Origin of the sequence: Streptomyces litchfieldiae (assembly GCF_031845365.1) — a bacterium.
GTDB lineage: Bacteria > Actinomycetota > Actinomycetes > Streptomycetales > Streptomycetaceae > Streptomyces > Streptomyces litchfieldiae.
Window position 1 is genome coordinate 559,940 of record NZ_JAVREL010000001.1, and the last position, 13,082, is coordinate 573,021.

Consider the following 13,082-nt stretch of genomic DNA (forward strand, 5'->3'; position numbering starts at 1 on the left):
GTCGCCGCCGTTGTCGAGAGCGGCGATCAGCTCGGCGCGGGTGTCGACGACATGAACGCTGTCGTTGTCGGCGCCCGCGCCGCCGGTGGTGCCCTCCCCCACCGAGGCCCAGCCGGTGGGGCCTGGCGGCCCGCCCGGCGCGGCCTGGGCGGCGGACGGCACGGCGGTGAACGCGCCGGCGAGCAGCGCGGCGACGGCGAGCAGGGACGGGACACGCACGAGGATCGGCCTCCCACGGGACGGTGGCACGGCGCTTTCAAGTCGCCGCCGCCCCGCGAAAGGTTGCCACCGGTGCCCACTCCCGGGCCGGGGGTGCTCAACTGCCCATCGTGAGCCCGTCCGCCTCCGCGCCCCGGCTGAGGACGGCCGCGCGGATCGCCTCCAGCGCGGCGGTGTGCTCGGGGTGGCCGGGCTCCGCTTCCAGGGCCCGGGGGAGGTTGACGAGGGTGATCGGGTCGTTGGCCACGGCGTGCGGGATGTACTCCGCCGTGGACACCGTCCAGGAGCCGTTCGGTTCGGCGGGCGGGGTGAAGGTGAAGCGGGCTGCGGTGCCGTACTGGCCGCGCGGGTCGTTCATGACGCCCGCGATCTGGTCGCCCATGCCGTAGACGACCCAGGTGCCGTTGACCTTCTCGTACGCCTGCGGCACATGGGCGTGGGTGCCGAGGATGAGGTCGATGTCGCGGCGCCCGTCCGCGCCGGCCGAGGCGGTCAGCTCCTGGGCGAGGGAGAGCTGGAGCTCGTCGGGGGCCTCCTGCCACTCGGTGCCCCAGTGCATGCTGACCACGACGACGTCCGCGCCCGCGGCGCGCGCGGCGCGGGCGTCCTCGACGATCAGGGCCGGGTCGATGAGGTTGACCAGCCAGGGCTGGTCCTCGGGGATGGGGATGCCGTTGGTGCCGTAGGTGTAGGCGAGGTGGGCGACGGTGGCGTCGCCGGCCTTGAGGAGCGCGGGGGTGTCGCTCTCCTCGGGGCTCCGGGCCGAGCCGGCGTGCCGCAGGCCCACGGCGTCCATGGCGTCCAGGGTGCGGGTCACACCCTCCGGGCCGGCGTCCAGGGTGTGGTTGGACGCGGTGGAACAGGTGTCGTAGCCGACATCCGCGACGGCCCGGGCGAGGTCCGGCGGGGTCTTGAACGTTGGGTATCCGGTGAACGGACCGCCGTCGGCGCCGTAGACGGTCTCCATGTGGCAGACGGCGAGGTCGGCGCCGGAGACCAGGGGTTCGGCGGCGGCGAGCATGCGGGCGAAGTCGTGGCCGATGCCGCCCGCGTCGGCCTGGGCCTGGCGGATGACGGAGTCGTGGACGAGGAGGTCTCCGGTGGCCACGAGCGTGAAGCCCTTGGCGGGCTTGGCCGCCGGCGCCCGCTCCTTGCCGGTCTCCGACAGGGATCCGGAGCCGTCGCCGCAGCCGGGCAGCGCGGCGAGCAGGACTCCGGCGGCCAGCGCGGCCGCCGCCGCCCGGCGGCGTGAGAGAGAACGGGACAGACGGTGGGACACTGCGCACTCCCTATCTCAGCGTCATCTTGGGGACGAAAGATCAGATAGTCGTACTTTTATCTGTACGGAGTGCGACGTAGGCCGCCACCTAGGATGGGCCGCATGGATGGCATACCGGCCGGGCCGGCCGTTCCCGATCCGCTGAGCGGGCTGTCACTGGAGCGACTGCGGCGGCGCACCAGCATGAAATGGCGCACTCATGCCCCGGACGTACTGCCGTTGTGGGTGGCCGAGATGGACACGGAGCTCGCCGGGCCCGTCGCGCGGGCGCTGACCGAGGCCGTCGCGCTCGGCGACACCGGCTACCCCGTGGGCACCGCCTACGCCGAGGCGCTGGACGGCTTCGCCCGCGAACGCTGGGGCTGGGCGCTGCCGGATGTGGCGGCGGCCCGACTGGTGCCCGACGTGATGCTCGGCATCGTCGAGGTGCTGCGGCTGGTGACCGGACCGGGCGACGCTGTGGTGGTCAACTCCCCGGTCTACCCGCCGTTCTACGCGTTCGCCGAGCATCTGGACCGGCGCGTGATCGAGGCGCCGCTCGACCCCGACGGGCGGCTGGAGCCGGACGCGCTGGTGACCGCGTTCAAGGCGGCGACGGTCGGCGGCGGCCGGGCCGCGTATCTGCTGTGCAGCCCGCACAACCCGACCGGAACGGTCCACACCGCCGAGGAGCTGACCGCCGTCGGCGAGCTGGCCGGGGCGCACGGGGTGCGGGTGGTCGTCGACGAGATCCACGCGCCCGTGGTCGCCCCCGGCGTCCGCTTCGTGCCCTATCTGAGCCTGCCCGGCGCGGCGGACGCGTTCTCGCTGCTGTCCGCGTCCAAGGCGTGGAACCTGGCCGGTGCCAAGGCCGCGCTGGCCCTCTCCGGGCCCGCCGCCGCCGAGGAGCTGGCCCGGATGCCGGAGGAGGCCGGGCACGGCGCCAGCCAGCTCGGGGTCGTCGCGCACATCGCGGCGTTCACCGAGGGCGGGCCCTGGCTGGACGCACTGAACGCGAGCCTGGACCGCAACCGCCGGCTGCTGGCCGAGCTGCTGGCCACCCACCTGCCGGGCGTGCGCCACCGGCCCGGCCAGGGCACCTACCTCGCCTGGCTGGACTGCCGCGACCTGGGCCTGGGCGGGGACCCGGCGGCGCGTTTCCTGGAACGCGGCCGGGTCGCCCTCAGCTCCGGCGCGGACTTCGGCACGGGCGGTGCCGGTCATGTGCGGCTCAACCTGGCGACCTCGCCGGAGCTGCTCACCGAGGCGGTGCGCCGGATGGCCCGGGCCCTGGCATAGGGCCTGGGCGGCCCCGGGCTACTGGGGGAACGCGACGAAACCCGAGCCGGGCAACTGGGTCGCCCCGGCCGCCGGGTCGATGCCGCTCAAGCCGCCGGGCAGCAGCAGCGCCGGCTGGCCGCCCTCGGCGAACAGGTCGGCGTGGCCGTCGCCGTCGCTGTCGCGCAGCCGCACGTCCCTGCCGAACTCGCCGAAGAACTGGGCGTCTTCCGGCACGCCGGGCGTCTCGCGGTCCAGCCACTGGGCGCCGGCGGCCGTCAGTCCGCCGGGGCCGCCGCTGAGCACCGTGACGCCGCCCGCGTACATCTGGTTGTCCACCCACTCGCCGGGGGAGCCGACGGCCAGCTCGGGGAAGCCGTCGCCGTTGACGTCGCCGGCCGACACGGAGTGGCCGAACCGCTCCTCGTAGTCCGGGGTGCCGGGCTGGGTGAGACGGGCCGGGGTGCCGGGACCGGACGGGCCGCCCGGCCAGACGACAAGCGCGCCGGTGAAGTTGTCGTCCGTGGGCACGCCGAACGCCACGTCGCCGTAGCCGTCCTGGTCGAAGTCGGCGACCACGCCCACGGCTTCGCCGGTGGCGGCGGTGGAGGGATCCAGCCGCAGCGTGGCGCCGCCCGGGAGCCAGGCGTCCGTCGCGCCCGGATTCCCGCCGAACTGGGCGCCGATGACGACGAGTTCGGCCGTGCCGTCGCCGGTGAGGTCGCCCGCGACCAGGCTGTGCGTGAAGAAGTCGGCCCGGCTCTCGCGCGTCACCGGGCCGGTGCCCCCGGCCGGGGTGAACGGGCCGTGCAGGATCCGGACACCGTCCCCGGTGGCGGCGGCGATGTCCGGGTGGCCGTCGCCGTCGAAGTCGCCGGTGGCCAGCTCCTCGCCGTAGTGCGGGCCGCCCGGCGGCAGTTCGCCGTGCGGCAGGGCCGTGCCACCCGAGACACCGGAGGCGCTCCCCCACAGGATGACCAGCGTGCCGGTCAGCGTGGGGGCGGTCTCCGCGCCCAGCGAGCCGGCGACGATGTCGCCGTAGCCGTCCCCGTTGAAGTCGCCGACCGCGAGCCGGCTGCCGAACATGTCGTCGCCGCCGAGGTGCTGGCCGGGGATTCCCGGGGTCTCCTGGTGCACGTCCTGGGTCACGGTGCCCGGGCCGGAGGCAGTGCCGTAGGTGATCCGCACGCCGCCGGCGTAGCCGACGCCCGGCAGCCAGTCCGCGTACTGGACGTAGTCGCGGTGGCCGTCGCCGTTGATGTCGTCGGAGCCCGCGGCGGGCGGGACGGCGGGGTCAACGGCGGGGCGCGCGGCGGCCGGTGCGGGCGCGAGGCCCACGGCGGCCACGGCGGTGACGCCGACGACGACGGCCCGGGTTCTGGGTAAACGCATCTGCTCCTCCTGAACGGGGTGTTGGGCTGGTTGTGCGTCGTTGGACCACCGAGCGGGCCCGGCGGTTGTCCCCGGGCATCCGGCGCGCGCCACCGGCATTAAAAGGTCGTCATGATTGCCGGACAGCGGCAATGTGAACCGTGCATGTCGAGTGGGACCATCACTGTCACCAGCGGAAAAGCGGATCTCGAGGGAGGTCGCGATGGAGTGGTTTCTTGGTCTCGGCATCGCCGGGCTGGTTCTGCTGCTCCTCGCGGTGGTCTTCGACGGCGTGCTCGACGGGGTGCTCGACCTCGACGGCGTGCTGTCGTTGCCGGCCATGGCCGCGTTCGTCTCCATGCTCGGGTTCACCGGGGCGGTCACGCTCGCGGCGACCGGGTTCGGAGCCGCTGGGGCCGCCGCGGTGGGGGTGGCGGCGGGGGGTGGCACGGCCTGGGTGGTGGTGCGCGTGAGCCGGGCACTGATGCGTGATCAGACGGGTGCGGCGCCGCGGGGTTCTGACCTCGTCGGCGTCTCGGGGGCCGTCGTCACGCCGATTCCCGGCGGCGGGGGGTACGGCGAAGTCCTGTTGAACGTGGCGGGACTTCACGTGAAGTACAGCGCCCGCAGCACCCGGGCCGTGCCGGCCGGGGCGGAGGTGTGGGTGGCCGGCGTGCTGTCGGCCACCGCCCTGGAAGTGCGCGAGGTCGAGCGCTGAACTCCCGGCTCGGCCGGGCGGGTTGGGCGCGCCGAGCGCGTTGACGGAAACAAACGGAGGGGAAGTAATGAGTCCGGTCGTCGTCTCAGTCGTGGGGGTGGTCGCCCTCCTGGTGCTGCTCGCCCTTGTCGTGGTCTCGCGGTACAAGGTCGCCGGGCCGAACGAGGCGTTCATCGTCACCGGCCGCCGCGGCCGGAAGTCCACCGATCCCGTCACCGGCCAGGTCACGCACGACACCAGTGGCCAGAAGGTCGTGGTCGGCGGCGGCGTCTTCGTGGTGCCGCTGGTGCAGCACCTGCATGTGATGGACCTGTCCAGCCGGCACATCCCGATCGCGGTGCGCGGCGCGGTCACGCTGCGCGGGGTCAAGGTCAACCTCGACGGGGTCGCCATCGTCAAGGTCGGCGGCAGCGAGCAGGCCATCCGTTCGGCCGCGCAGCGGTTCCTGCGCCAGCAGGACGGGGTTGTGCCGTTCACCCAGGAGGTGCTGTCCGGCGCGCTGCGCGCCATCGTCGGACGGATGGCCGTGGAGGACGTCATCCGGGACCGGGCCGCGTTCGCCGCGCAGGTCGCGGAGGAGGCGGAGGCCAGCCTGTCCGGGCAGGGCCTGGTGCTCGACACGTTCCAGATCCAGGACATCAGCGCCGAGGGCAGCTATCTGGACGACCTTGGGCGCCCGGAGGCGGCGCGGGCCCGGCAGGAGGCGGACATCGCCGAGGCGGAGGCGCGGCGCACGGCCGAGCAGGCGCGGCTGCGCGCCGAGGAGGAGATCGCGATCGCGCAGCGCACGCTGTACCTGCGGCAGGCGGAGATCAAGGAGGAGATCGACGCGGCCTCGGCGAAGGCCAACGCGGCCGGTCCGCTGGCGGACGCCGCCCGCCAGCAGGAGGTGCTGGCGGAACAGGAGAAGGTGGCGCAGCGCCAGGCAGCCCTGAAGGACCGGCAGTTGGACACCGAGGTGCGCAAGCCGGCGGACGCAGAGCGATACCGCGCCGAGCAGGAGGCGGAGGCCAGGCGGGTCGCGGAGATCGCCGCCGCGCAGGCGGAGGCGGAACGCGCCCGGCTGACCGGCGAGGGCGAGAAGCTGCGCCGGGCGGCGCTGGCGGAGGCGGCCCGGCTGGAGGGCGAGGCGCAGGCCGCGGCGACGGCCGCCGTCGGCGGCGCGGAGGCCGACGCGATGCGGCAGAAGGCCGACGCGTTCGCGCGGTACGGGGACGCGGCCGTGCTCCAGATGCTGATCGAGGTGCTGCCGCAGGTGGTCGGCAAGGCGGCCGAGCCGATGGCCGCGATCGACAAGCTGACGGTGATCTCCACGGACGGCGCGGGCCAACTGCCCCGGACGGTCGCGGACAACGTCACCCAGGGGATGGAACTCCTCAGCTCCACCACGGGCGTTGACCTCGCGGCCCTGCTGTCGGGGCTGGCCGCCCGCACGGCCGGCGGCGCCCCGGCGCCCGGCGCGGCGGACGGTCCCGTCGAGCAGGTGGAACTCGCCGGCTGAGCACGGGAGCCGGCCCGCGCCGTCACAGGTCGCGGGCCGGCCAGTCCAGCAGGCGGGCACCGATGACGGCGGTTTGCAGGGTGTAGCGCTGGAGCGGATCAGCCGGGTCCGCTCCGGTCAGCCGGTGGATGCGCGACAGCCGGTACGTCAGCGCCCGGACGCTCAGTGACAGCCTTCGCGCCGCCTCGGTGGCGACGCAGCCCGCCGCGAAGTAGGCATCCAGCGTCTCCACCAGCGGCCCGGCCCCGCCGCGGGCCTCGCTCAGCGGCCCCAGCACCGAACGCACCAGGTCCGCCATGGCCTGCCGGTCCCGGGTCAGCACGGGGAACACCAGCAGGTCCGCCGCCCGCAGCACGGCCGCGTCCAGATCCATCCGGTCGGCCAGCTCCAGCGCGTTGAGCGCCTCGTGGTAGGAGTGCGTCACACCGCCCGGGCCCGGGTGCGCCCGGCCCAGCGCCACGCACCAGGCGCCGTGCGGGTCCGCGGCCCGCACCCGGGCCGCGAAGTACTCGACGATCTCGGGCTCGTTGCCCGGCGCGATGCACACCAGCCGGCCGTCCTTGGTGGTCAGGAGCACCAGCCGCCGCCCGAAGCGCCCGTCCAGCGCGTCCGCCGTCCGCCGCGTCACCGGGTGGGTCTCGTCGTACGGCTCGGGGCCGCGCGCCACCGCCACCGCGTGGCTGTGCGCCAGCCGCACGCCGAACCGGCCCGCCCGCGCCGCCAGGGCGCCCGCGTCGCCGCGCCCGTGCAGCAGGTCGTCGATGAACTCCCGCCGGGCGGCCTCGTCCCGTCGCACCGCGAACAGTTGGGCCCGCCCGTAGCCCTCGGCCAGCGCGTCCACCGCCTGCTCGGCCGCCGCCAGCACCGACTCCGCCGCCGACCGCACCTGCCGCGCCCCGGCCGCGTCCGGCAGGTCGCGCCACGCCAGGCGGGTGGCGATCAGGTGCTCGCGCACCAGGTCGCGCAGCCCGACGCCCTCGCTCGCGGCCCGTTCCCCCAGCGCGCGGCGCGCGGCGATCTCGTCGCGGCTCAGCCGCCGGCCGGTCAGCGCCACGTCACCGAGGATCGCGGCGTAACCCTCCAGATAGGAGGGCGGTATCGCTTCTCGTGCCCCGGCCACCCGCCCACTCTACGCAGTTCACGGGCGTGCCGGACGGTCCGCACATCATGCACCGGCCGGCCGGGCGTGGCCGTTGTCCGAACGCCCGGTCGGCCGACGGGCGTTACTCGTAGAAGTTGCGCTGCCAGCGGTGCCGGGCCAGCACGTCGAGCTGCTCCGGGGTCAGCGGGCGGCCGTCGCCGACCGCCGCGTTGCGCTCGACGTTCCGCACGGTCCGCATGCCGGGGATCACCGTGGAGACGGCGGGCGAGCTGAGCACGTACCGCAGCGCCGTCTCCGCGATCTCGTCCGGCGCGATGCCCAGGTCGGCGACGATAGCGGCGACGCGCCGCTCGACCTCGTGGGGGCGGTCGCCGCGGAAGTACCAGGCGCGCCAGTCCCCTTCGGGGAAGGTGGTGTCCGCGGTGACGCGCCCGGTCAGGCCGCCCTCGTCGAGCGCGACGCGGACGATGACGCCGACGCCGTGCTCGGCGCAGGCGGGCAGCAGCCGCTCGGCGGGGGCCTGGTCGAAGATGTTGTAGATGACCTGGACGGTGTCCACCTGGCCGGTGGCGACCAGGGCGAGGGCGTTGTCCGGCTGGTGGTCGTTGATGGAGACGCCGAAGTGGCGGATTTTTCCGGCCTGTTTGAGGTCGGCGACGGTCTCCAGCCAGTCCCCGCGGCCGACCCACTCGTCGCTCCACACGTGGAACTGGAGCACGTCGAAGTGGTCGAGGCCGCTGGCGCGCAGGCTGGTCTCCAGGCTCTGCCTGATGTGGTCGCCGGGGAAGGTCTCGGCCGGGTCCAGGCCGTCCGGCGCGGGCCAGTTGTCGTTCCTCGGCGGCACCTTGGTGGCCACCAGGATGTTCTCGCCCGCGTGGGCGCGGACGACGCGGCCGACGATCCGCTCGCTCTCGCCGTAGCCGCGGGCGGTGTCAATGAAGTTGACGCCCAGATCGAGGGCGCGGTTCAGCGCGCGGACGGACTCGTCCTCGGTCGCCCCGACCCAGGCCGATTTTCCGATACCCCAGGCGCCGTATCCGATTTCCGACACGGAAAGGCCCGTGTTGCCCAACTTCCGATAGTGCATGGCCGACAGTAGATCACGCCGTGACGACGGCTGACGGGTATCGCGCGGACTGGATCGAGAGCTGATCGCGGGCGGCGGCGAGGGCGCCCAGCCGGTAGACCGCGTACAGCAGCGGAACGTCGTAGACGAACGGGCGCGGGCCCAGCGAGTCCGGCGGCACCGCCGTGTCGGGGCCGGTCGCGACGAGCAGCCGGACGCCGTCCGTCAGGAGCCCCCCGCCGTCGCCGGCGGTGGCCAGGGCCGCCACGGCGTAGGCGGTGGTCAGCGGGCCGGCGTCGGCCGGGCGGGCGGCGCGCAGCCCGGCGACGGCCCGGGCGACGACGGGCGCGGGGTCGGCCAGGCCCCGGGCGGCGACGGCGCGGGCGGCGCGCAGGACGTGCAGCACGGGGAACGCGGGCGAGCGGACCCACTCGGCGCGGTATCCGCCGTCGGCCCGCTGCCCGGCGGCCAGCCAGCGCCAGGCGCGGGCGGCGGCGGCCCGCTCGCGCGGCCCGGGCCGGCCGGCCAGCAGCGCGGTGATGGCCTTGGCGCTGATCTCGGCCTCCGAACGGGCGCCGCGCAGGTAGGTGTTGAAACCGCCGTCCGCGTTCTGCGCGTCGCGCAGCCAGGCGCTGCCTGCGTCGGCCGCGAGCTGCGTGGCGGGGGTGGCGCACTGCTTGAGGAACGTCACGGCGACGGCGGTGTCGTCGGCGTCGGCGTGCCGCACGCCCGGCGCGTATCCCCAGCCGCCGCACGGGAGTTGGGCGCCGCACAGATAGTCGACCGAGGCGGCGAGCGCGCCGCGGGAGGTGCCGCAGTCGGCCAGGGTCAGCGAGGCCAGGCAGGTCAGCCAGGTGTCCACGCTGCTGATGAACGGCACGCCGCCGTCGTCCCGGACCTGCGCCAGCACGAAGCGCAGCCCGCGCGCCACCACGTCCGGGGCCAGGCCGAGCCGGCGCAGCACGAGCAGGATGGTCACGGTGCCCAGCACGTACTGGTCCCAACTGCCGTCCGGCGACTGGCTGTCGCGCAGGAACGCCACATCGGCGCGGTCGGCGCGCGGGCCCCGGCCACCGGCCAGCAGCCGGACCGCGACAAGCGTGGGCCGCAGCCAGCCGCCGCCGCCCGAGACGGCGAGCGGGTCGGGCGGGCAGTCGGGCGTGTCCCAGTCGGCGTCGGGCCGCAGCAGCGTGAGCAGCGCGCCGAACAGGGCGCGTTTGCGGGCGCCGGACGCGTGCCGGTAGGTGCGCAGGGCGGCCACCACCCGGGCCTCGTCGCCGTCCCGGGCGGGGCGGCGCAGCGCGGCGGCGGCCAGGAACCGGGACAGCAGCCGGTCGAACGGGTCCACCGCCGCGTTCCCATCCGTCGCGCTCTCCTCCTCCGCCGCGAGCGCGCGGGCGCAGAAGCCCTCGACGGCGCCCCGCACCGCGGGCGGGGCGTCCGTTTCGCGCAACAGGTGGGCGGCGAGGGCCGATTCGAGCAGCCGGCCGCGGCAGCCGCCGTGCCAGCGGCCGTCCGGCCCGCGCCGCGCGAGGAGATCCGCCGCCGCCGCGGCGACCACGGCCCGCAGCGGCGCGGCGGCGCCGCGGGGGCGGCCGGCGGGGGGCGCGGCCACACACGCGGCGGGGGCGGGCGCGAATCGGGTCGCGGGCATGACGAACTCCACGGACGGCGGGGTACGGCTGGGAACCGCGATCGCGGCACAACGAGCAGCGTATTCCGAGGAGTTGAGGACCAAGATCGCCCGGGCTGCCCCTCCATGACAGCACAGCCCCCACACCCGGACTGCGGGCGGCGGGACATTTACACTCCATGGAGTGAACAGACGGTTACATACCGCTACGAGGCCCGGCGCTTGCCCCGCCCGGGGCGCGTGAGCCGGAAGAGGATGAACGCCACCACCGCCAGCGCCACCGCGACCAGCACCACCCGCGAGTAGACGCTCACCAGGTCGCTGACCCGTTCCCAGTCCTCGCCGAGGCGGTAGCCGGCGAGCACGAAGATGGAGTTCCAGATGGCGCTGCCGGCCGTGGTCAGCAGCAGGAACGTGGTCACCGGCATCCGTTCCACGCCCGCCGGGACCGAGATCAGACTGCGGAAGATGGGGATCATGCGGCCGAAGAACACCGCCTTCGCGCCGTGCTTGGCGAACCACGCCTCCGTCTTCTCGATGTCCGCGACCTTCACCAGCGGCAGCTTGGCCGCGATCGCGATCAGCCGCTCCCGGCCGAGCAGCGCGCCCACCCAGTACAGCGCGAGCGCGCCCACGATCGACCCGACGGTCGTCCACAGCAGCGCGGCCCACAGGCTCATCTCGCCCCGGCTCGCGGTGAACCCGGCCAGCGGCAGGATCACCTCGCTGGGCAGCGGCGGAAACAGGTTCTCCAGGGCGATGGCCGCGCCGGCGCCGGGCGCGCCGAGGGCCTCCATGAGGTCGGTGGCCCACCCGGCGATGCCGCCGGGATCCTCGGCGGATTCGGCCAGGGGAAGGGGTGCGGTGGATGAGATCACACCGCAGACGCTACAAAGTCTTCCCGGCGGACGGCGATGGGGGCCGCCCCAGGCGCCGATATGCGGAAAACCGCAGTCCGGCCGGGCACCACGCTCGGTTACCGTGAGCGGCATGCGGAAGATGCTGCGCCGCTGGCTGCGGATGGCGACCGGGCTGGCACTGGGGGTGCCCACCGCCGCCATGGACCTCGGCGCGCTCGCCCTCGCCGCGCTCGCCCGGCGGCCCGGCTCGGCGGTGGCGCTGCGGACGGCTGGGCTGGAGCGGGCCCGTGTCGCGCGCTTCCTGGGCGGCGACCCGCCGGCCCCCGCGCCCGTTCCGCCACGCGCCGCGGTGCTGGGCTATCTCGCGGTGCGCTGGCTGCTCGGCGCGCTGGGCGCGCTGGTGCTGCTGTCCGTGCTGATCGGCGCGGCGTACTTCTCCATCCTGCTGTGGCTGTGGTTCGTGGTCGAGCACTGGCTGGCGAACATGCTGGCCGGAATCGGCGGATTGTTCCTGCTGTTCCTCTCCGCCTATGCCGTTCAAGCCGTCGCCGCCCTGGAGACGACGCTGGTCCGCCACTTCTTCGGGCCGAGCCGGCGGGACGCGCTGGAGCGCCGCATCGAGGAGCTCGCGGTCAGCCGGGCCGGGGTCGTTCAAGCCGTGCACGACGAACGCCGCCGGATCGAACGCGACTTGCACGACGGCGTTCAACAGCGGCTGGTCGCCCTCGGCATGCTGCTGGGCCGGGCCCGCCGCCGCGGCGACGGCGACGGCGACCTGCTCACGCAGGCGCACCAGCAGGCGCGGCAGGCACTGAGCGAACTGCGCGAGGTGGCCTGGCGGGTGTACCCCACCGTGCTCGACGAGGCCGGGCTGCGCGCCGCGCTGGAGGCGGTGGCCGAGCGCTGCCCGCTGCCGGTGCGGCTGGACTACCGGCTGCCGGCCGAGCCGGATCCGGCGGTGGCCGCCGTCGCCTACTTCGTGGTGTCGGAGGCCGTCACCAACGCGGTCAAGCACTCCGGCGCGCGAACGGTCTCCGTGCGCCTCGCGCCCGGCGACGAAGCGCTGACCCTGACCGTGACCGACGACGGCGCGGGCGGCGCCGACCCGACCGGCGGCGGCCTTCTGGGCCTGGCCCGCCGCGCGGCGGCGCTGGACGGCACCCTGCGGGTGGACAGCCCGCCCGGCGGACCCACGACGATCACCGCGGAGCTGCCGTGCGCGTGATGCTGGCGGACGACTCGACACTGCTGCGCGAGGGCCTGGTGCGGCTGCTCGCCGAGGAGGGCCACGAGGTGGCGGCGGCGGTCGGCGACGCGGAGGCCCTGCTGGCGGCGGTGGCCGCCGACCCACCGGAGGTGGCGGTGCTGGACGTGCGGATGCCCCCGACGCACAGCGACGAGGGCCTGCGCGCCGCCCTGGAGATCCGCGGCCGCTGGCCGGGGGTGGGCGTGCTGGTGCTGTCGCAGTACGTCGAGGGCCGGTACGCCACCGAGCTGCTGACCGACGAGGCGACCGGCGCGGGCGGCCTGGGCTATCTGCTGAAGGACCGGGTGGCGGAGGTGGACGAGTTCCTGGACGCCCTGGAACGCGTGGGCGCGGGCCGGACGGCGTTCGACCCCGAAGTGGTCCGCCGCCTCCTGGCCCGCAGCACCCACACCGACCCGCTGGCCCGCCTCACCCCCCGCGAGCGGGACGTCCTGCGCGAGATGGCCCAGGGCCACACGAACGCGGCGATCGCGGAACGCCTGTGGGTGTCGCGCAGCGCGGTGGAGAAGCACATCAACGCGATCTTCGACAAGCTCGATCTGCCCGCCTCCGGCGGCTACAGCCGCCGGGTGCTGGCGGTGCTGCGGTATCTGGGGTCATGAACGGCGCGCGGCGCGGGGAAGGATGGCGAGCCGGCGGAGCTGGTCCAGCCATCCGCGCAGGAGCGCCGCGGCGTCCCAGCCGCATGAGTACGGCCGGTCCGCCGCGACGACCACGCAGACCACCTGTGTGACAGGCCCGTCGGGAAAACCGTTGCGAGCCTCGCAGCGGGCGCCGACGGCCGGCTCGCTCCGGCCGTCCAGCCGTGG

11 protein-coding genes are annotated in these 13,082 nt (G+C 74.8%); 5 read left to right on the plus strand and 6 right to left on the minus strand.

Going from position 1 to position 13,082, the window contains the following annotated elements:
• Positions 1–316: 316 nt before the first annotated feature.
• Positions 317–1,498 carry a CapA family protein gene (locus tag RM590_RS02630; RefSeq protein WP_311702670.1) on the minus strand — a complete coding sequence of 394 codons (1,182 nt, stop codon included), beginning with the start codon at positions 1,496–1,498 and terminating at the stop codon, positions 317–319.
• A gap of 102 nt (positions 1,499–1,600) precedes the next feature.
• Here RM590_RS02630 and RM590_RS02635 point away from each other — a divergent pair, with 102 nt between their 5' ends.
• Positions 1,601–2,776, plus strand: a complete 1,176-nt coding sequence (locus RM590_RS02635; protein ID WP_311702671.1) for a MalY/PatB family protein — start codon at positions 1,601–1,603, stop codon at positions 2,774–2,776.
• Between the two features lie 18 nt (positions 2,777–2,794).
• Here RM590_RS02635 and RM590_RS02640 read toward each other — a convergent pair whose 3' ends face one another.
• Entirely contained in the window at positions 2,795–4,147 is a 1,353-nt protein-coding gene (locus RM590_RS02640) for an FG-GAP and VCBS repeat-containing protein (RefSeq protein WP_311702672.1), read from the minus strand.
• A gap of 202 nt (positions 4,148–4,349) precedes the next feature.
• Here RM590_RS02640 and RM590_RS02645 point away from each other — a divergent pair, with 202 nt between their 5' ends.
• The gene (locus RM590_RS02645) at positions 4,350–4,844 is read left to right on the plus strand and encodes a hypothetical protein (RefSeq protein WP_311702673.1); all 495 of its coding nucleotides are present in this window, start codon (positions 4,350–4,352) and stop codon (positions 4,842–4,844) included.
• Positions 4,845–4,911: 67 nt separating this feature from the next.
• Entirely contained in the window at positions 4,912–6,345 is a 1,434-nt protein-coding gene (locus RM590_RS02650) for a flotillin family protein (protein WP_311702674.1), read from the plus strand.
• A 22-nt stretch (positions 6,346–6,367) separates the two neighbouring features.
• Here the strand turns inward: RM590_RS02650 and RM590_RS02655 are convergent, their stop codons facing one another.
• From RM590_RS02655 to RM590_RS02670, 4 genes are all read right to left on the minus strand, one after another.
• On the minus strand, positions 6,368–7,465 hold the full coding sequence (locus tag RM590_RS02655) for a PucR family transcriptional regulator (RefSeq protein ID WP_311702675.1): 1,098 nt from the start codon (positions 7,463–7,465) through the stop codon (positions 6,368–6,370).
• A gap of 103 nt (positions 7,466–7,568) precedes the next feature.
• The gene (locus tag RM590_RS02660) at positions 7,569–8,534 is read right to left on the minus strand and encodes an aldo/keto reductase (protein ID WP_311702676.1); all 966 of its coding nucleotides are present in this window, start codon (positions 8,532–8,534) and stop codon (positions 7,569–7,571) included.
• Between the two features lie 13 nt (positions 8,535–8,547).
• On the minus strand, positions 8,548–10,167 hold the full coding sequence (locus RM590_RS02665) for a prenyltransferase/squalene oxidase repeat-containing protein (RefSeq protein ID WP_311702677.1): 1,620 nt from the start codon (positions 10,165–10,167) through the stop codon (positions 8,548–8,550).
• Between the two features lie 185 nt (positions 10,168–10,352).
• Entirely contained in the window at positions 10,353–10,943 is a 591-nt protein-coding gene (locus RM590_RS02670) for a DedA family protein (protein ID WP_311702834.1), read from the minus strand.
• 193 nt (positions 10,944–11,136) lie between these two features.
• On the opposite strand from RM590_RS02670, the gene RM590_RS02675 reads away from it, so the two are divergent.
• Together RM590_RS02675 and RM590_RS02680 are read left to right on the plus strand one after the other, a co-directional pair.
• A complete protein-coding gene (locus RM590_RS02675; protein ID WP_311702678.1) occupies positions 11,137–12,231 on the plus strand; it encodes a sensor histidine kinase in 1,095 nt (364 codons plus the stop codon).
• Positions 12,231–12,875 (plus strand): response regulator, encoded by a 645-nt coding sequence (locus RM590_RS02680; protein ID WP_394813774.1) that lies wholly within the window; start codon positions 12,231–12,233, stop codon positions 12,873–12,875. The genes RM590_RS02675 and RM590_RS02680 overlap by 1 nt, the downstream gene beginning before the upstream one ends.
• Positions 12,876–13,082 lie beyond the last annotated feature (207 nt).